This is a genomic window from Kribbella sp. NBC_01484 (genome assembly GCF_036227145.1).
Taxonomy (GTDB): Bacteria; Actinomycetota; Actinomycetes; order Propionibacteriales; family Kribbellaceae; genus Kribbella.
Genome location: NZ_CP109437.1, coordinates 2764074 through 2783001 on the forward strand (window position 1 = coordinate 2764074; position 18928 = coordinate 2783001).

The 18928-nt window shown below is 68.6% G+C and carries 18 protein-coding genes; 15 read left to right on the forward strand and 3 right to left on the reverse strand.

Annotated elements, in window-relative coordinates; genetic code table 11:
- The first annotated feature begins 193 nt into the window (after positions 1 to 193).
- From OG555_RS13630 to OG555_RS13645, 4 genes are read left to right on the forward strand one after another with little or no spacing between them, the layout of a single operon-like run.
- Positions 194 to 1000: a PrsW family intramembrane metalloprotease gene (locus OG555_RS13630; RefSeq protein WP_329483214.1), complete on the forward strand. Its 807-nt coding sequence runs from the start codon at positions 194 to 196 to the stop codon at positions 998 to 1000.
- Complete coding sequence (locus OG555_RS13635; protein ID WP_329483215.1) at positions 997 to 1620, forward strand: helix-turn-helix transcriptional regulator; 624 nt, start codon at positions 997 to 999, stop codon at positions 1618 to 1620. The genes OG555_RS13630 and OG555_RS13635 overlap by 4 nt, the downstream gene beginning before the upstream one ends.
- The gene (locus OG555_RS13640) at positions 1604 to 2731 is read left to right on the forward strand and encodes a pyridoxal phosphate-dependent aminotransferase (RefSeq protein ID WP_329483216.1); all 1128 of its coding nucleotides are present in this window, start codon (positions 1604 to 1606) and stop codon (positions 2729 to 2731) included. Before OG555_RS13635 ends, OG555_RS13640 begins: the two co-directional genes overlap by 17 nt.
- The gene (locus OG555_RS13645; RefSeq protein WP_329483217.1) at positions 2731 to 3630 is read left to right on the forward strand and encodes an ornithine cyclodeaminase family protein; all 900 of its coding nucleotides are present in this window, start codon (positions 2731 to 2733) and stop codon (positions 3628 to 3630) included. Before OG555_RS13640 ends, OG555_RS13645 begins: the two co-directional genes overlap by 1 nt.
- Positions 3631 to 3655: 25 nt before the next feature.
- On the opposite strand, the gene cysS is transcribed toward OG555_RS13645, so the two are convergent.
- A complete protein-coding gene (gene cysS / locus OG555_RS13650; protein ID WP_329483218.1) occupies positions 3656 to 5119 on the reverse strand; it encodes a cysteine--tRNA ligase in 1464 nt (487 codons plus the stop codon).
- A 452-nt stretch (positions 5120 to 5571) separates the two neighbouring features.
- Between cysS and OG555_RS13655 the strand changes: the two genes are divergently transcribed.
- The 3 genes from OG555_RS13655 (at position 5572) to OG555_RS13665 (ending at position 7513) form a co-directional block, all read left to right on the forward strand.
- The gene (locus OG555_RS13655; protein WP_329483219.1) at positions 5572 to 6696 is read left to right on the forward strand and encodes an endonuclease; all 1125 of its coding nucleotides are present in this window, start codon (positions 5572 to 5574) and stop codon (positions 6694 to 6696) included.
- Between the two features lie 125 nt (positions 6697 to 6821).
- Positions 6822 to 7076 carry a type II toxin-antitoxin system Phd/YefM family antitoxin gene (locus tag OG555_RS13660; RefSeq protein ID WP_329483220.1) on the forward strand — a complete coding sequence of 85 codons (255 nt, stop codon included), beginning with the start codon at positions 6822 to 6824 and terminating at the stop codon, positions 7074 to 7076.
- Entirely contained in the window at positions 7073 to 7513 is a 441-nt protein-coding gene (locus OG555_RS13665) for a type II toxin-antitoxin system VapC family toxin (RefSeq protein ID WP_329483221.1), read from the forward strand. The genes OG555_RS13660 and OG555_RS13665 overlap by 4 nt, the downstream gene beginning before the upstream one ends.
- A 6-nt stretch (positions 7514 to 7519) precedes the next feature.
- Here OG555_RS13665 and OG555_RS13670 read toward each other — a convergent pair whose 3' ends face one another.
- Positions 7520 to 10123, reverse strand: coding sequence for an AAA family ATPase (locus OG555_RS13670; RefSeq protein WP_329483222.1), 2604 nt, complete (start codon positions 10121 to 10123; stop codon positions 7520 to 7522).
- A gap of 201 nt (positions 10124 to 10324) precedes the next feature.
- Between OG555_RS13670 and OG555_RS13675 the strand changes: the two genes are divergently transcribed.
- Positions 10325 to 11158 (forward strand): siderophore-interacting protein, encoded by an 834-nt coding sequence (locus OG555_RS13675; protein ID WP_329483223.1) that lies wholly within the window; start codon positions 10325 to 10327, stop codon positions 11156 to 11158.
- A 182-nt stretch (positions 11159 to 11340) separates the two neighbouring features.
- Entirely contained in the window at positions 11341 to 11982 is a 642-nt protein-coding gene (locus OG555_RS13680; RefSeq protein ID WP_329483224.1) for a class I SAM-dependent methyltransferase, read from the forward strand.
- Here OG555_RS13680 and OG555_RS13685 read toward each other — a convergent pair.
- Positions 11960 to 12676, reverse strand: coding sequence for a hypothetical protein (locus tag OG555_RS13685; RefSeq protein WP_329483225.1), 717 nt, complete (start codon positions 12674 to 12676; stop codon positions 11960 to 11962). The genes OG555_RS13680 and OG555_RS13685 overlap by 23 nt on opposite strands.
- 38 nt (positions 12677 to 12714) lie before the next feature.
- Here OG555_RS13685 and OG555_RS13690 point away from each other — a divergent pair, with 38 nt between their 5' ends.
- From OG555_RS13690 to OG555_RS13715, 6 genes are all read left to right on the forward strand, one after another.
- Positions 12715 to 13614, forward strand: coding sequence for an aminoglycoside phosphotransferase family protein (locus tag OG555_RS13690; RefSeq protein ID WP_442914502.1), 900 nt, complete (start codon positions 12715 to 12717; stop codon positions 13612 to 13614).
- A gap of 12 nt (positions 13615 to 13626) precedes the next feature.
- On the forward strand, positions 13627 to 14085 hold the full coding sequence (locus tag OG555_RS13695; RefSeq protein WP_329483227.1) for a group II truncated hemoglobin: 459 nt from the start codon (positions 13627 to 13629) through the stop codon (positions 14083 to 14085).
- 119 nt (positions 14086 to 14204) lie between these two features.
- The gene (locus tag OG555_RS13700) at positions 14205 to 15260 is read left to right on the forward strand and encodes a quaternary amine ABC transporter ATP-binding protein (RefSeq protein WP_329483228.1); all 1056 of its coding nucleotides are present in this window, start codon (positions 14205 to 14207) and stop codon (positions 15258 to 15260) included.
- On the forward strand, positions 15260 to 17230 hold the full coding sequence (locus OG555_RS13705; RefSeq protein ID WP_329483229.1) for an ABC transporter permease subunit: 1971 nt from the start codon (positions 15260 to 15262) through the stop codon (positions 17228 to 17230). The genes OG555_RS13700 and OG555_RS13705 overlap by 1 nt, the downstream gene beginning before the upstream one ends.
- Positions 17227 to 18183 carry an ABC transporter substrate-binding protein gene (locus OG555_RS13710; protein WP_329483231.1) on the forward strand — a complete coding sequence of 319 codons (957 nt, stop codon included), beginning with the start codon at positions 17227 to 17229 and terminating at the stop codon, positions 18181 to 18183. Before OG555_RS13705 ends, OG555_RS13710 begins: the two co-directional genes overlap by 4 nt.
- Positions 18184 to 18295: 112 nt before the next feature.
- A complete protein-coding gene (locus OG555_RS13715; protein ID WP_329483232.1) occupies positions 18296 to 18892 on the forward strand; it encodes a ParA family protein in 597 nt (198 codons plus the stop codon).
- Positions 18893 to 18928 lie beyond the last annotated feature (36 nt).

Consider the following 18928-nt stretch of genomic DNA (forward strand, 5'->3'; position numbering starts at 1 on the left):
CCTCTTCTTCCGAGAGAGTCTGCAACCAGGTCACGGGGCTGAGCCCTGTCCATGACTGCCGTCCCTGCGACATGGCGCAACCACGCCATACCTATTGCCGCGCCTTCGGCGCGGCAGGTCATGGGGCCTTTGACTCCCGGACTGCCGTCCCTGCGACATGGCGCAACCACCCACCAACCGGCACCATCGGGTAATGACCCCAAGAGTCGTACGCAGGTGGGCTTGGCTGGGCACGTTACTGATCGGCGGGGGGCTGTACCTGGGCGTGCTCGCCGTCCTCACCGACACCGGAAACCCGAACCTGTTCCCGACCCTGATCCTGCTCGGCGCGATGGTCGTACCGCTGACGTTCGTCACGTTCGCGGACGGCCGGTCCGGGCGCTGGCTGATCGACGGCCCGACCCTCGGTGGCTGCCTCCTGTTCGGTGGCGTGGTCGGCGTGGCCGTCGCAGGTCTGCTCGAGTACAAGGCGATGCGGCGGCTGGGCACCCTGCCGTTGGTCGGGGTCGGGCTGATCGAGGAGGCCGCCAAGCTGATCGTGCCGGTGATCCTGGTGGTGTTCTTCGGGACCCGGTACCGGACCTCGATCGGCCGCGGCATCGTCATCGGCGTCGCGGTCGGCACCGGGTTCGCGGTACTGGAGACGATGGGCTATGCGTTCGTCGCCCTGCTCGAGTCGAACGGGAATGTCGGGGCCGCCGAGCAGACGCTGTTCATCCGCGGCCTGCTGTCACCGGCCGGACACGCCGCTTGGACCGGGCTGACCTGCTGGGGGCTGTGGCGGTTCGTGACCGCGCCGTCCGGTCGGCACCTCGCCTTCTTCCTCGGCATGTACGCGGTGGCCGTCGCCCTGCACACCACCTGGGACGGCATCGGCGGCTGGATCACGTACGTCATCGTCGGATCGATCTCCATCGGCCTGCTGCTCTACGGCCTCAAGCGCGCGCAGCGCAGCGACTCTGGACAAATTGTCCAAGCTGGACCTATTGTCTCAGCGTGACACCGGAGCAACTGACCCCGATCGGCGAGGCGCTCGCGCGACTGCTGTCCCCCCACGCCGAGGTCGTGCTGCATGACCCGGCCACCGACGAGATCGCCGCGATCTGGAACCCGCGGTCCGGGCGGGAGCCGGGCGATCCCTCGCTGCTCGGCGAACTGGATGAGCTGAGCGCGAGCGGCGCGGACGTCTACGGCCCCTACCCGAAGACGCTGCCCGACGGTCGCCGGCTGTCCAGCGTCAGCGCCGTAATCCGGGCCGACGACGGCAAACCGGCGTACGTGCTGTGCGTGAACGTCGACCGGACCGCCTTCGAGGAGGCGAGCCGGCTGCTGGCCGCGTTCGCCGCGCCGGTCGCGGGGCAGCCGCGGGTGCTGTTCGAGCACGACTGGTCCGAGACCCTCAATGAGATCGTGGCCGATTACGTCCGGGAGCACGGGGTGACTGTCGAGCGGTTGAGCCGGACCGACCGCCTGGAGTTGCTCGGGCGGCTGGACGCGGCCGGTGTACTCAGCCAGCGCCGGTCCGTGCCGGCCGTTGCCCACGCCCTGCGGATCTCCCGGTCCGCGCTCTATCAACTGCTCGCCCAGAACCGGAAGGAGCCGAATGCCGACCCTGCCTGACTTCCGGTTGGAGACCTACTTCGCGCGCTGGGAGTTCAGCGCCCGCTATCACCTGACCGCCTCGGACGCGCAGACGCTGCCGATGTCGGAGTTGCTCGCGCTGGCCGACGACGACGGCCGGGAGCGGTGGGAGTCGCTGGCTCTCGGCTACACCGAGACGCGGGGTCTCCCCGCGTTGCGGGCCGAGATCGCGGCGACGTACTCGGACGCCGAGCCCCAGGACATCCTGTGTTTCGCCGGCGCCGAGGAAGCGATCTACCTCGCGATGCGAACGTTGCTCGAGCCGTCGGACCATGTCGTCGTACTGACGCCGAACTACCAGGCGGCCGAGACGATCCCGCTGTCCGTGTGCGAGGTGACCGGCGTCGCGTTGCGGCCCGAGGACGACTGGGCGCTGGACGTCGACGCGATCGAGCGCGTCCTCCGGCCGAACACCCGGATGGTGTCGGTCAACTTCCCGAACAACCCGACCGGCGCCGTCCCGTCACTCGACAGTTGGCACCGGTTGGTGCAGCTCTGCGACGAACGTGGGATCACGCTCTTCAGCGACGAGGTGTACCGCGGCCTCGAGCTCGAGGTCCCATCGTTGCCTCAAGCAACAGACCTCTCGGGTACGGCGCTCTCCCTCAACGTGATGTCGAAGGCGTACGGACTGCCCGGCCTGCGGATCGGGTGGATTGCCTGCCGGGACCGCGCCGTCCTCGACAAGCTCGAGCGGGCCAAGCACTACACGACGATCTGCAACTCCGCGCCGAGCGAGGTGCTGGCATTGATCGCCCTCCGCGCACGCGAGAACCTGCTGGACCGCAACCGCCGGATCGTCGCGGAGAACCTTCCCGTCTTCGGCCGCTTCTTCGCGAGGTATCCCGAGCTCTTCGAGTTCACCCCGCCGGATGGCGGCTGCGTCTGCTTTCCGCGCTACCTCGGTACCGACGGCGTCGAGGCGATGTGCGCCGAGCTCGTCGACCAGGCCGGCGTACTGCTGCTGCCGTCGAGCATCTACGGCTCCGCGCTGACGGAGACCCCGACCGACCGCTTCCGGGTCGGCCTCGGGCGCCGTGATCCCGCGGAGGCTCTCGACGTCTGGGCGGCCTGGTTGGAGAAGCGCTGATGACGCTGCCGGTGATCGGTCTCGACGCGATCGCTCGGGTCGCCACGCCTGACGTGGTCTTCGGCGCGGTCCGGGACGCGTTGATCGCCCACGCCGAGGGGCGTACGTCGGTGCCGGCGCCGATGGTGCTGGAGTTCCCGGACCACGCCGGCGACTGTCACGTGAAGGCCGGGTACGTGGACGGGTCGCCGTACTTCGTGGTGAAGATCGCGAGCACCTTCGCCTCGGTGAACAACGGGTTGATGCTCGTCGTCGACGCGACCACGGGTGCGCCGGCCGCGGTGCTGGCTGACGAGGGCATGTTGACGGCTTGGCGTACGGCGGCAGCCGGCGCGCTGATCACCGACGCGATGACCCCGGCCGACGTGGACGAGGTCGCCGTACTCGGGACCGGCGAGCAAGCCCGGCTGCAAGTGCAGTGGTTGCGGGAGCTGCGACCACTGCGCAAGGTGCGGGTGTGGGGTCGCCGACCCGAGGCCGTGGAGAGCTTGTGTGCGGCCTTCGTTGCGGATGGTTTGGACGCTCAGCCCGATGCGCTCGGTGGTACGGCGTGCGTGATCGCGACCACCGCAGCCCGTGAGCCGTTGCCGGCGGAGCTGTTCCGGTCCGCGATCCACGTGACCGGGGTGGGCACCGACATGCCGGGCAAGGGCGAGTTGCCGGTCGAGGTGTTCGCGGGTGCCCTGGTTGCCACCGACGACCACGCCCAGTGCCTCGACCACGGCGACTTCGGGAACGCGGTCCGGGCCGGAGTTGTGACTGACGACGTCGACCTCGCGGTTGGCGCCGTACTCCGCGACGGGGTGGACCGGACGCGCCGGTCGGTCGCCGATCTGACCGGCATCGGCGCGGCCGACGCGGCGGTCGCGGCTGCGGTCCTGGAGCAACTGGTCAGATAGTGCGTTGAGTTTGGCGCAACCGCGGTCAAGAGGTGGTTCTGCTCCAGACCGGGCCGGTCGGTGTGTCGGTGAGCTGAACGCCGAGCTCGCTCAGCTCAGCGCGTAAGGCGTCCGCACGAGCCCAGTCCCGGGCCGTACGGGCTGCCTCGCGTTCAGCGATCAACTTGTCGACAATTGCTTGATCTGACTGCGAGAACTGCTCGGCCGCCGGCTCGACGTCGGCCGGTTCGAGGCGATCGAACGGCAGTCCGAGTACGGCGCCACTGGCGGCCGTGACCACCCGCTGACCGTGCTCGGACAGAACCGCATCCCGCAACGATTCCTGCAGTACCGCAAGCACCCGAGGCGTGTTGAGGTCCGCGCTGATCGCTTGATCGAGCTGGTCGATCACCGCGACTGCGGCCGAGTCGTCGCTCGCCAGGGCGCGAGCTTCCTCGAGAGTGCCGACGGACGGCAGTCGCCCGAGCGCCGCCGTACGGCGGATCAGCCGGCGGAGCGTTGCCTGCGCGGCGGCCAGTCCATCCATGGTGAATTCCAACTGGGCGCGGTAGTGGCCACCGAGCAGGAACATCCGGTACGCGAGCGGGTGGAAGCCTTGCTTCTGCAATTCCTGAACGGTCAGCACAGGGCCCGCCGATTTCGCCATCTTCGCCGCGCCGAGCTGCAGGAATTCGCCGTGCAGCCAGAACCGCACCCACGGCCGGCCGTCGCCCAGATAGGCCTCGCTCTGGGCAATCTCGTTCACGTGATGCAACTGCCGGTGGTCGACTCCGCCGGTGTGGATGTCGAAGTGCTCCCCGAGGAACTTCATGCTCATCACCGAGCACTCGAGGTGCCATCCCGGCGCGCCCCAGCCCCACGGCGAGTTCCATCGCATGGCGCGGATCTGGCCCGGCGCCTCCGCACGCCAGAGCGCGAAGTCGGTCTTGGCCCGACGGCCGGGAACCTGCTCGACCCGAGCTCCCTCGAGTTGTCCGCCGACGTCGACCAGACCGAGCCGGCCGTACCCGGGATCCTTCGAGGTGTCGAAATAGAGGCCCGACGGGATCTCGTAGGCGAAGCCGCGATCCACCAGGCGCTCCGCGAACACGATCATCGCGTCGACGTACTGCGTCGCCCGGGGATAGTGGTGCGCAGGCAGGATGTTGAGCGCGTCGAGATCGGCGAAGAACGCCTCGGTGTACATCTCGGCGATCTCTTCGACCGACCTGCGCTCGCGAGCCGCCGCGAGTTCGATCTTGTCGTCACCGAGTTCTGCTTCGGCCACTGCGTGGCCGACATCGGTGATGTTGATGACGTGCTCGACCTGCCAGCCCTTCCACAGCAGGGCCCGGCGCAGAGTGTCGGCAAACGTGTACGCACGCAGGTTGCCGATATGCGCGAAGCTGTAGACCGTCGGGCCACAGCTGTAGAGCTTCACAACGTTGTCCGTGGCCGGCTCGAAGTCTTCGATTCGGCGCCCGAGTGAGTTGTAGAGCCGCAAGGTCACCGCCTGATGCTAGCCCGCGGCCGTCGGACCTCACTGATGATCCGCTTCCCGCTCAGTGACCGGTCAGTAGTGTGAGACAGCCCTGCTGAGCTGTGGACAATGCGTGCTGGACTGAGTACGGTCCGTAAACGGCGTCCGCACCACGCCACCGCCGGAGGATGGTGAGTCCTCCCCCTGTCGGTGAGGTGCTGCCCGCCAGTAGCGCCTCGCTGGTGGCTGGGCAGAGCAGCCCGCGGCAGTTCGTCGCGGCCTGATGGGGGCCCAGACACCCAGGTGGGGCGGCGAGCGGCACTCACCCGCTCTCCGCCCCACCGGCTCAACTCTTCACCGGCTGATCCCAGGCCGTGGTGGTTCCGTCTCTTCATCTCGTGTTCGCGATCGGGATGTTCGGTAGCCGGACGACCTGGGCAGACTGTCAGGCGTCCGGTCCCCACCCGCCCCTGGGAGTTGCCGTGCTGAGATCCCGCTTGTTCCGCCCAGCTCTGGTCGTCACCGCCGTACTCGCTCTGCTCGGCTTCGGCATCACGCCGTCGAACGCCGCCACGCCCATCACCGTCAGTACGGCGATCGGCCGGCAGGACGGATCGACTGCCTCGGTCACGGGCTACGTGGTCGGTCAGCCGACCGCCACCAACACCGTTGTCCGCAGCAACTTCCCGAACGACTTCGCGCTGGCGCTGGCCGACTCGGCGACCCAGACCAGTACGTCGTCGATGCTGTACGTCCAGATCCCGACGGCCTTCCGCGCGTCGTACGGACTGCAGAGCAACCCCGGACTGGTCGGTCAGCAGATCACGGTCACCGGCACGCTCGCGGCGTACTTCTCGCATGCCGGGCTGAAGAACGCGACAGCATTCACCGGCGGTGGCGGGTCCGACCCGGGACCAGATCCGGGTGACTACTATGCCGGCGCGGAAGGCAAGACCGGTGCCGCGTTGAAGGCCGCGCTGCACACGATCATCTCCAGCCAGACCAAGCTGACCTACGACCAGGTCTGGACCGCGCTCAAGGACACCGACCAGGATCCGGCCAACAGCAACAACGTGATCGAGATCTACTCGGGCCGCTCGATCAGCAAGAGCGCGAACGGCAGCGCCGCCGACGACTGGAACCGCGAGCACGTCTGGGCCAAGTCCCACGGCGACTTCGGGACGGCGACCGGCCCGGGTACCGACGTCCACCACCTGCGTCCCGAGGACGTATCGGTGAACTCGGCCCGCGGCAACCTCGACTTCGACAACGGCGGTACGGCGGTCGCCCAATGCTCGGGCTGCACCGCGGACTCCGACTCCTTCGCACCGCGGGCCGCCGTCCGTGGTGACGTTGCCCGGATGATCTTCTACATGGCCGTCCGCTATGAGGGCGACGACGGCTTCGCGAACCTCGAGCTCGACGACTCGGTGAACAACGGCACCGCGCCGTACATCGGCAGGCTCTCGGTCCTGAAGGCCTGGGCCGCCGCCGACCCGCCCGATGCCTTCGAGCAGCGCCGCAACGAGGTCATCTACACCACCTACCAACACAACCGGAACCCCTTCATAGACCACCCCGAATGGATCACCTCCATCTGGCCGTAGCCCCATCTGCCCCGCCCTGCCCCACCATCTGCCCTTCGCACCGGCCACCTGTGTGTCCACAGTGAGTGGAGACACAGATTGTGGCTAGTATCGAAGGAGGAAAAGTGGCCACAGGAGGACTACTGATGGATATCGGGATTCGGGAGCTCCGCGACGGTCTCAGCCGTCATCTCGCGTCCGTGCGGGAAGGACACACCATCACCGTCACCGACCACGGCAAGCCGATCGCCCGGATCATCCCGGTCGACGGACCAACACGACTGCAACAACTGGTGGCGGAGGGGACGGTCAGGCCGCCGCTGCAACCCAAGCGGCCGGCACCGCCACCGATCAAAGCCGAGGGAACCGTCAGCGACCTGATCGGCGACCAACGGCGATGATCTGTTACTTCGACACGTCGGCCTTCGTGCCGCTGCTGATCGATGAAGCGTCGTCACCTGCCTGCCGTCGGCTGTGGGAGGAAGCAGACGATGTGATGTCCACTCGATTGCTGTATGTCGAGGCAGCGGGAGCGCTGGCTCAGGCGGTGCGATGCCGCCGGATCACAGCTGACCAAGAGGTGCGGGCGCTGCGCGTAGTCGACCGGCTTTGGCGCGAGCTCAATGTCATCGAGCCGACCGAGCCGGTCATTCGCCGAGCGGCGACGCTCACGTCATCGGAGGCGCTCCGGGGCTACGACGCGCTGCATTGCGCCTCGGCCGAGGAGGTCAACGACCGAGACTTGCTCTTCGCCTCGGGAGACCGTCAGCTGCTTAAAGCCGGCCAGAATCTCGGGTTCTACGTCGCGGACACCAATGATCCTGAGTTCGGGCAGTAGACGCGGTTAGCGGTTGACGGTTCGGCCGCTGTGTTCCCGGGGCGAGCCGGGGGCATGGCGGCCGTCTCGGCGGTCGCCTGTGGAGAGTTGGGGTTGAGCTGCGGTGGGGAGGGCGACGCCGGCGTGGGCGGCGGAGTGGCCCAGGCGGGTTTGGACCCAGGCTTGGAGGCCGGGGTCGGCGACGGTGATGCGGCCGACGGACTTGCGGAGGAGGCCGCGGGAGATGAGGCCCTGACCGGCGCTGTCGAGGTCCCAGCGGCCGCGGCCTCCGGACTCGGCCGGCATCGACAACCCGTGCGGACCGCGTACGGTGGCCTTCGCCAGCAACTCCTTCTCCGCGTCGGAGCAGTTGTGCCACGCGGCTTCGTAGAGCGTCCGTGAGCGGTCGTTCAGCTGGGCCATCGCGGCCTTCGCCACCCCGGAGGTGATCCCGGTCTGCGGGTCGGCGAGCTCGAGCGCAGAGCTTGCCAGCGTGCGAAGGCGGCTGGGATTGCCGTTGGCCGCCTTGACCAGGTTGTCCACAGCCTGCGGTTCGTGCGGGATGCCGGCCTGGCGCAGTGGTTCGGTGAGCGCCTGGCGCAGCTGCGTGTCGGTCAGCGGCGGCACCTCCCGGATGTCGAACCGGTGGGCGACCTTGGTCTCGACACCGGCCTGCCCGCCGGACGCGCCCAGGAGCCGGGTGGTGGCCAGCTCGCCACCGGCCCCGACCAGGAACACCGGCCGGCCCTGCTGCTCCAGGTGTGCGGAGAGTTCGGTCAAGGCGACCAGATCCCGGTCCGACGCGACGTCGAGGTTGTCAACCATCAGCAGGATCGGCTCGCCCTTCTCCGTGGCCAGTTGGCCGAGGTGATCCGCGAGCTCGTTCAGCGTGCTGCCGACGGTGTCCCGGGGCGCGTCGTCCCACTGCCGCTTGCCGACGACCTGGAACACACCGGGCGCACCGATCCGCACCTCCGCGCCGTTCTGGGCGTTCCGGGTCCGCACCGCCAGCTCGCCGAGCGACTTCTTGAGATCGCGGGCCGCGCCGATTCCGAAGCGCTGGCGGAACTTGTCCATGTCCTGGTTGACGGCGCGGATCACCCGGTTCTCCAGGGGCTCGCGCGGCGAGGCGTCCAGCCGGATGGCCGTCCACCCGTTCCGGTCGGCCAACGCCTGGGTCCGGACCAGCTCGTGGCTCGTACCCATGCCGGGCGGACCGGTGAACAGGACCGAGGTCCCTCGCGGGAGCCGCTGGTCCAGCGAGATCGGCCGGCCCAGCTGGTCGGTCCGGATCACCGGGTGGACCGGGTTGCGCGCCGTACCGAACACCTGGCTGACGAGTGCCGCCCGGTCGCCGGTCGGGTGCACGGGCGCGATCCCGGGGCCCTGCTGCGCGGTACGGGCGAGCTCCTGACCGGCCGGGGTCGGTGCCGCCGGGGTCTGGTCGAGGTAGTCGTTGACCCAGTCCTGGAGGCCGGACTCGGCGATCGTGACACGTTCGCCGCCGTGCTCACGGAGCAGGCCGCGAGCGACCAGATCCTGGCGCGCCTCGTCGATCGCCTGCCAGTGGCCGGGCCCGGCCACCTGGGTCTCGGCCGGCATCGACAGCCCGTTCGGGCCTTGGGCCGCGACCTTGGCGAGCAGGTCCTTCTGCGCGTCGGTGCACCGGTTCCACCGGCCCTGGTACAGCACCGCGGACTCGTCGTTGACGCGAGCTGTCGCGGCGGCGGCCGTCGCGATGGTGATCCCGTCGGCGGGATCAGCGAAGGCGACCGCGGTGTCGGCGAGGGTGCGGAGTCGGCTCGGGTCGCCGTTCGCGGCGCGCAGCAGGCTGTCGATCGCCTCGGGCTGGTAGCGGATGCCGGCCTGCTGCAGCGGTACCGTCACGGCCGGCCGCAGATCATGATCGGCCATCGGCCCCAGTTCGCGGATGTCGAACTGATTGGTGACCGTGGTCGCGATGCCCGACATCCGGTCGGAAGCGGCCATCAGCCGGCTCGTGGCCATCGCGCCACCGGCCGCGACCAGCCACACCGGGCGGCCCTGCTGCTCCAGGTGTACGGCGAGCTCGTTCAGCCCGGCCAGGTCACGCGGGGACGCAGCGTCGATGTTGTCGACTAGCAGCAGCACCCGCTGACCCTTGCTCGCGGCAAGTTCTCCGAGCTGGTCGGCGAAGTCGTTCAGAGTGGTGCCGAGATTGTCCTGCGGCGTGACGTCCCACTGCCGCTTACCGATGAACTGCACTGCCCCGGCGCCGACCCGGACCTCGGCGCCGTGCTGGGTGTTGCGAGCGCGCTGGGTCAGGTCACGGACCGTCTTCCGCAGCTTGCGCACCCGCAGCCATCCGAACCGCGCGCGCAGGTTCTCGAGATCCGCGGAGATCGCGCGGGTGAAGCGGTTCTCCAAGGGATCCCGCGCCGAGGCCTCCACCCGGATCGCCGTCCAGCCGTGCTGGGCCGCGAGCGCCCGGGCCTGATCCAGCTCCCGGGTCTTGCCCATACCGGGCGGCCCGGTGAAGAGGATCGCCTTGCTCTCCGGGAGCGGGTCACCGAGCGAGATCGGCCGTCCGAGCCGGTCCGTCCGCGTGACGGTGTACGCCGGGCGCCGCGGCGTACCGAAGACCTGGCTCATTGGACCAGCGTGCGGACCGTAGCGGTCCCCGACACAGGCTGTACATGGCCTGTCGGTTAACACTCGTCCCCCGGCAGCTGAACCACCGACCGCCGCCGATCACCGCCTCGGTCCTGGCGACCTTCGCCGGGCGGTTGTTGGCGTTGGTGGGTTAACCTCGGTTAGGTAAACCTAACTTCCGCCCGAGAGGACCGTGGTCGCGTGACCAACCCCGCACCCCGCCGTAACCGCGTCTGCAAGCGCGCCGTCGTCCAACGGACCGAGCGGGTCACCCCGCACATGATCCGGGTCGTGCTGACCTCCGAGGACTTCGTGGACAACGGCACCACCGACCACTACGTGAAACTGCTGTTCGGAAAGCCCGGCATCGAGTACCCGGAGCCGCTGGACATGGGCGTGGTCCGCGAGACGTTCCCGGCCGAGCACTGGCCGACGATGCGGACCTACACGGTGCGGAGTTGGAACGACGACAGCAAGGAACTGACCATCGACTTCGTGTACCACGGCGACGAGGGCGTGGCTGGTCCATGGGCTGCGGCGGCGAAGCCAGGCGATGTGCTGTGGTTCAACGGTCCGGGTGGTGCGTACTCGCCGAACGAGGCCGCCGACTGGCACCTGCTGGTGGGTGACGAGAGCGCACTGCCGGCGATCGGCGCCGCGGTCGAGCAGTTGCCTCCGGGCGCACGGGCGACCGTCCTGCTCGAAGTGGAGGACGAGACCGAGGAGCAGAAGCTCGGCGGCTCGGGTGAGGTCGACGTGACCTTCTTCCACCGCGCAGGCAGCGACACCGCCCGCGGCGACAGTCTGGTCGCCGCGGTCGCGGCCCTCGACTTCCCCGCCGGCGACCCGCACATCTTCGTCCACGGCGAAGCCGGCTTCGTCTTCCGCATCCGCCAGAACCTCTTCACCGACCGCGGCCTCCCCCGCGACCGCGTCTCCCTCTCCGGCTACTGGCGCCTCGGCAAGAACGAGGACGGCTGGCAGGCCGAGAAGGCGGAGACCTCCCGCAAGGAGCGAGAAGCCGCCGCCTCCTGACCGATCAGAGACCGCGGATGGAGAAGACCTTGCCGCGCCGTTGGGTTGCGCCGCAAAGCCGCGACAACACCGGGCAGTCGCGGGCCGGTGCTTCCAACCATCGCGGCGTGTGCCGCGTCGTACCGGGCATGGTTGAGGATCCTGCTTCGTTTGATCGGTTCGCGGCGGCGTACGACCGGTTCGTGAGTTTGCAGCCTCGGCAGCACGTGGAGTGGGTGGCTGGGCTCGGGTTGCGTGGGGAGCGGGCGCTGGATGTGGGCTGTGGTTCCGGGCATGCGGCCGAGCGGCTGGCTGCGCAGTACGACGAGGTGCTTGGCGTCGATCTGAGTGAGCCGATGATCGAGCTCGCCCGGACCAAGCGGTCCAAGCCGAATGTCGAGTACCGGGTGGACGACGTGTTCGCGGTGGACGACGACGGCTTCGATCTCGTTTACAGCCACACGATGATGCATCACCTGCCCGACTACCGGGCCGGCCTCCAGCACCTCAAGGCTCTGGTTCGGCCCGGTGGGACAGTGGCGGTGGTGGACAATGTCTGCGATCGCTACCCGACTCCGCCGGGGTGGATGTACCTGCTCGGCGCCTGGCTGGGATTCCCGCGGCAGATCGCGCGGCTGGGGTTGCGGGACGCGTGGTTCGAGTTCCGGTTCTGGCACAGCAAGCCGTGGCTCGACCACCTACGGAGCGACCGGTACCTGTCTCGGTCGCAGTTCCGCGAGATCTACGACAGCGTCTTCCCGGGGGCGCAGTACGCCGACCTCGGGTTCGCGCTCGCGATGCGCTGGACCGACGGTCGCGGCGTCAGTGGGGCTTTCGGCGCGTGAGTACGTCGATCAACGTGTCCGGCTGATTCGTCGGCAGGACCCAGTCCTCGCCCGACGCCTGCAGGATGACGGCCGGTCCAGGAGTGGCAACCACATGGTTCACCGCGATCGGGAACTTGAGCCGCTCGGCCCCCGACAGCGAGAACTCGAAGGTCCCCGTCACCTCGGCCAGCGGATAGGTCCGGAACTGCTGCTCCGACCGCGGGACCGGATGCGATTGGATCGTCACCGAGTCCGCCCCGACAAGCACCGCGGCCAGCGGCAGTCCACGCAGCCGGAAGACCAGCTCGTACGGCGTATCCGCCAGCTCAGGTACGACGGGCACCAGCAACACGCGATCGGCGTACCGCGCCAGAGCCAGGCCTCCGACCACGCCAACGATGAGCGCGGGTAGCGCGAGAATCGCCGGCCACCAGACGCCCGTCGCCAGCGGGAACAGTGTCACGACCAGCCCGGCGATACCGCCGTACAGTCCGCCGACGCCCACCCACCAGCGCGGCTGATAGCGGTGCCGCCGCCGCAGAATCCAGCCGAGCACGAGCATCCCGGCCGGTAGGACGCACCCGATCCAGGCCGCGGCCGGCCCGGTCGAGCTGATCCATGCGACGAACCCGAGCAATACCAACGGGATCCCGAGATAAATGACCGCGACCACGCGCTGCACCCGCCGATGCCTGCGCTCCACTTCGCTCACAGGGAAAACCCAAGCACATCGCCGCCCAACCACCTACTGTGCCGAGAGTGATCGAGATTCCCACGAAGCTGATCAACAACCACGGCGAGCAGTCGGCCGAGTGGCTGGCGGGGTTGCCTGGGGATGCTGCGAAGTACCTCGACCGGTGGCAGTTGACGGTCACGGGTGAGCCGCTGAGTGGCGAGGCTTCGCTGATCCTGCCCGTCGTACGGCGGGACGGCGCCGAGGCGATGCTCAAGCTTCAGCCGGTGAACGGCGAAAGCGACGGCGAGGCCCTCGCCCTGCGGACGTGGAACCACGATGATGTCGTGGAAGTGTTCGAGGACGACCCCGAGACGTCGACTCTCCTGCTCGAGCGACTCGAACCGCGCACGTTGGACGACCTGCCCGACCACGTCGAGGCGACGCGAATTCTGGCCGAGCTTCTCGCCCGGCTCAGCGCCGTACCGGCTCCGCCCGGGATCCGCCGGCTCGCCGACATCGCCGGCGCGATGGTCGAGGACGCGCCCGGTCTGATCCCCCGGCTGGCCGATCCGGCCGAGCAGCGGCTGGTACGGCGGTTCGTCGCTCAGGTGACCGAGCTACTGCCGGAGTCCGGTGACCGGCTGCTGCACTGGGACCTGCACTACCTCAACGTGATGGCAGCGAAGCGGAGGCCCTGGCTGGTCATCGATCCCAAGCCGCTGGCGGGGGACCCGGCGTTCGAGGTCTTCCCGGTGTTGTGGAACCGGTGGGACGACCTGGTCGCGACCGGCGACGTGCCGCGGGCGATCCGGGACCGGTTCGACCTGATGCTCGAGATCACCGGGATCGATCGGGACCGGGCGCTCGGCTGGACGGCGGGCCGGATCCTGCAGAACGTGCTGTGGTTCGTCGGGGACGGCGCGACCCGGCTGGAGTCCGAGCTGGCGGCCATCTCGGCTGCCCTCTATGTGTGATTACATGATTACGTGAGTACTCCGACGCTGTACGAATGGGCCGGCGGGCATGAGGCGCTGCGGCGGTTGACCGAGGTCTTCTACGACAAGGTGCTCGATGACCCCGTGCTCGCGCCGGTGTTCGCGCACATGAGCGACCAGCATCGCGAGCACGTGGCGATCTGGTTGGGCGAGGTGTTCCGCGGTCCCAGCCGTTACACCGACGAGCTTGGCGGCTACCCGGCGATGCTGTCGCACCACATCGGTCTGGCGCTGACCGAGGAGCAGCGGTCCCGCTGGGCGGCCCTGATCTCCCAGAGCGCGGACCCGGCCGGTCTGCCGGACGACCCGGAGTTCCGCTCGGCCTTCGTCGCGTACATCGAGTGGGGCACGCGGATCGCCCTCGCCAACTCCCAGCCCGGCGCAACCCCGCCCCCGAAGGCACCGGTCCCCCACTGGGGCTGGGGCGAGGCCCCGCCCTACCAGCCATAGTTGAGCCCTACCAGTCATAGTTGACCTGACAGACACCCGGGGACACGCCGCGGGACTGGGGGTTGGATACAGTCGCGGTTCACGACGAAACCGCGTGGCGGGGATGCGAGGGTGAACCTGTGACCGCTCAGCTCGAGTATCCCGGGATCCAGGACGACGACGCGCTGCTGTCCATCCAGGGCCTGTGGAAAGTGTTCGGCCCGAAGGCGCAGCGGGTCCCGCACCGGCCCGACCTTGCGTCCCTCGACCGCGCCACCCTCTACGCCAAGACCGGCTGTACGGCGGCCGTCCGCGACCTCAGCTTCGACGTCGCGCCCGGCGAAGTATTCGTGGTGATGGGCCTGAGTGGCTCCGGCAAGTCGACGCTGGTGCGTTGTCTCACGCGTTTGATCGAGCCGACCGCCGGCAGTCTGTTCTTCGAGGGCGAGGACCTGCGCGCGGCCGACGAGAAGCGGCTGCGGGCGTTGCGGCGGAGCAAGTTCTCGATGGTGTTCCAGCACTTCGGGCTGCTGCCGCACCGCAAGGTGATCGACAACGTCTCGTACGGCCTGGAGATCCGCGGCGAGAGCAAGCCGGACCGGCGCCGGCGCGCCCAGGAGGTCATCGACCTGGTCGGCCTGGCCGGCAACGAGCAGCTCTACCCCGAGCAGCTCTCCGGCGGCATGCAGCAGCGGGTCGGCCTGGCCCGTGCGCTCGCCAACGATCCGGACGTCCTGCTCTTCGATGAGCCGTTCTCCGCGCTCGACCCCCTGATCCGCCGCGAGATGCAGACCGAGGTCGTCCGGCTGCACCGCGAGGTCGGCAAGACGATGGTGTTCATCACCCACGACCTGTCCGAGGCGCTCAAGCTCGGCGACCGGATCCTGCTGATGCGCGACGGCGCCGCGGTCCAGTTCGGCACCGGCGACGAACTGGTCGGGGCACCGGCCGACGACTATGTCCGCGAGTTCGTGCGAGACGTGCACCGGCCCGATGTCCTCACCCTGCGCTGGATCGTCCGCGAACCGCGCCCGGAGGAGCCGCTGGATGGTCCCGAGCTCGGCCCGGACGTCCTGGTCCGCGAGGCCACCCGGCTCGTGCTCGAGTCGGACCGCCCGGTCAAGGTCGTCGCGGACGGCACGCTGCTGGGTGTGATCAGCGACGAGGAGATCCTCGCCGTCGTCGCGGACTCCTGATGGCCGCCATCACCAGCGACCTCCACGTCGAGGTACGCCGGCCCCGCCGCAGCGTGGTCGTCGGCGTCCTGCTCGTCGTCTGGGTTGCGGCGTACTTCGTTCTGCGCGGCATCGACAACCTCGTGCTCGGCGGTCAGGAGACGACCGCGTTCCACCGCTGGCTGACCGACCACCGCGACGATGTCGGCCAGGGCAACGCCGTCTTCGACGCGATCCGGGTGGGCGTCGACCACCTGGTCGTCCTGCTGCAGAACCTGATCTCCCAACCGTCGTACGACCGGCCGGTCCCGGCGATCGGATGGCTCGGGGTCGTCGCGCTGGCGGCGTACCTGGCCTGGGCGTTCGGCACCTGGAAGGTCGCGCTGCTGACCGCGGCCGGGCTGGTGTTCGTCGGGTTGCAGGGGTTGTGGCAGGAGAGCATGGACACGCTCGCGCTGACGATCGCGGCCGTGCTGCTGTCGTTGCTGGTGGCGATCCCGCTCGGGATCTTGGCCGGTCTGTCGAATCGCGCGTTCCGGGTCGCGACGCTGGTCCTCGATCTGATGCAGACGCTGCCGACGTTCGTGTACCTCGCGCCGCTGGTGTTGTTCTTCGCGATCGGCCCGGCCGCGGCCACGATCGCGACGGTGATCTACGCCGCGCCGCCGGCCGTCCGGCTGACCGCGCACGCGATCCGCTCCGTCCCGCCGGAGAGCGTCGAGGCGGCCCGGTCGCTCGGATCCACCCGTGGTCAGACGCTGACCAAGGTGCTGCTGCCGATGTCGCGGTCGACCGTTGTCGTGGGCATCAACCAGACGATCATGGCCGCGCTGTCGATGGTGACCGTGGCCGCGCTGATCGACGCGCCCGGTCTCGGCCAGACCGTGCTGAAGGCGCTGCAGACGCTGGACGTCGGCGTCGCGTTCAACGCCGGCCTGGCGATCGTGGTGCTCGCGATCGTGCTCGACCGCGTGACCACGGCGGCCGGCGACCGCCCCTGGCGTACGGCGAGTGTGCGCCGGAAGATCCTGCTCGGCGCGGGAGCTGTCGCGGTGCTGGTCGCGATCTGGTTCTCCCGGACCTACGTGTGGGCGGCGGACTTCCCGTCTGAGGCCAACATCGGTTCACGGATCGCGGTGATCGCCACCGACGTGACGAACTGGGTGCAGGATGTCTTCGGCGGGTTCACGTACGGCGTCCGGGACGCGGTGACCAACGGTTTGCTCAACCCGCTCGAGGCTCTGCTGACCGGGTCGCCCTGGTGGCTCGTGACCGCGGTCGCCGTCGCGCTGGCCGCCGTACTCGGTGGTTGGCGAGGGGCGGTCCCGGCCGCGGTGTGCTCGGGGTTGCTGGTCGCGACCGGTCTCTGGCACGACAGCATGATCACGCTGGCCTCGACCCTGCTCGCGACCGTCGTGGTCGTCGCCGCCGGAGTTGCGCTCGGAGTATGGGCCGGGCGCAACCGGCGGGTCGACACCTGGATCCGGCCGGTGCTGGACGCCGGGCAGACGATGCCGCCGTTCGTTTACCTGGTGCCGTTCCTGGCGTTGTTCGGCACCAGCCGGTTCACGGCGATCGCGGCCGCCGTCGTGTACGCCGTACCCGTCACCACCAAGATCGTTGCCGATGGCATCAGGGCGGTGCCGGTCGCGACCGTCGAGGCGGCCAACTCGGTCGGCTCGAGCAGCTGGCAGGTGATCAGCAAGGTGCAGCTGCCGGTGGCCCGGCCGGCGATCACACTGGCGGTCAACCAGGGCCTGATCTACGTGCTCGCGATGGTCGTCGTCGGCGGTCTGGTCGGGGCCGGCGCGCTCGGGTACGACGTGGCCGCGGGCTTCGCGCAGAGCGAGTTGTACGGCAAGGGCCTGGCGGCCGGGCTGGCGATTGTCCTGCTGGGCGTGTTGCTCGACCGGGTGACGCAAGCGGCGGCCCGCCGTACGCAGAGATTCCGACGCTCTACTCACTTCAAAAGCATGGGAGACAAGCGGTGAAAAAGCTTCGGTACGCCGGTGTCCTGACGGCGGTGGCGCTGGCCCTGTCCGGATGCGGTGGTGCGAAGGTCGGCGAAGACAAGCCGGCTGTCGCCGCGGGCAAGGACTGCGGCACCTTCAACCTGACTGTCAGCCCGTGGGTCGGGTACGAGGCGAACGCGGCCGTGGTCGCGTACGTGGCGACCCAGGATCTCGGCTGCAAGGTGGTGAAGAAGGACCTGAAGGAAGAGATCGCCTGGCAGGGCTTCAGCACCGGTGAGGTCGACGTGAACCTGGAGAACTGGGGTCACGAGGATCTGAAGAAGAAATACATCACCGACCAGAAGGTCGCGGTCGAGGCCGGCTCCACCGGCGTCAAAGGCGTGATCGGGTGGTACGTGCCGCCGTGGATGGCGCAGCAGTACCCGGACATCACCGACTGGAACAACCTGAACAAGTACGCCGCGTTGTTCAAGACGTCGGAGTCCGGCGACAAGGGACAGTTGCTCGACGGCGACCCGTCGTACGTGACGAACGACGAGGCGCTGGTGAAGAACCTGGCGCTGAACTACAAGGTCGTGCAGAGCGGCAGCGAGACCGCGCTGATCCAGGCGTTCCGGGACGCGGAGAAGAACAAGAAGCCGCTGCTCGCGTACTTCTACGAGCCGCAGTGGTTCTTCAACGAGGTCAAGCTGGTCAAGGTCGACCTGCCCGCGTACAAGACCGGCTGCGACACCGACCCGGCCAAGGTCGCCTGCGACTACCCGCCGTACGACCTGGACAAGATCGTCTCGAAGAAGTTCGCCGACTCCGGCAGCCCGGCATACAACCTGGTCAAGAACTTCCAGTGGACCAACGAGGACCAGAACGCGGTAGCCCGGATGATCGCGGTCGACAAGATGACCCCGGACGCGGCCGCGGAGAAGTGGATCAAGGACAACCAGTCGAAGGTCGACGCCTGGCTCGGGAAGTAGCTCTGAAGCGCCCTTGAGCTTGTTCTCACGGGCCGGGGGCAACTATCACGATGTGAGCGAGCAACGCCGACGACACGCCGGATGTCGGACAAAACCGGGTAAGTTCGATCTCATGATCATCGTGACAGCTGCACTGAAGGGCGGGGTCGGCAAGACAACCACGTCGGTGTACTTGGCCTCGTTGGCATCTTCCAACCGCCGCACAGCCACTCTGGTCGACGCGGATCCACAAGGCAGCGCAGCCGACTGGGTCGAAGCCTCCGACGACCAGCACCTGGCCAGGATCGAGATCGCCGAGGCGCCGACCGAGCGCCTCCTGAGCAAGGCACTGGACAAGGTGCCGCCGGAGGGCATCGGCATCGTCGACATGCCCCCGTCCCACGAGCGGCTGCTGAACAAGGCGCTCGAACGGGCCCGGATCGTGATCATCCCGACCCGGGTGGGCGGGGTGGAGACGCCGCGGGTGAAGGCCGTGCTCGACCTGGTGCCGGACAACATCCCGGTCGGCCTGGTGATCTGCTCGGCCCGGACCTACACCCGCAGTTACCAGGAAGCCATGCAGCAGTACGCCGCGGAGGGCGTCCCGGTCTGGGGCACGATCCCCGAGCGGGTCTCCATCACGGCCGGTCCGGCCGGCCCGCTGGCCGCGGACGGACTGGAGTCCTACAAGAAGGTCTGGCGCAAGATCCTGGCCGCGGCCCGGACCTGATCGCCCGAGGTGGGCGGGTCGGCGAACTCGCTCGCA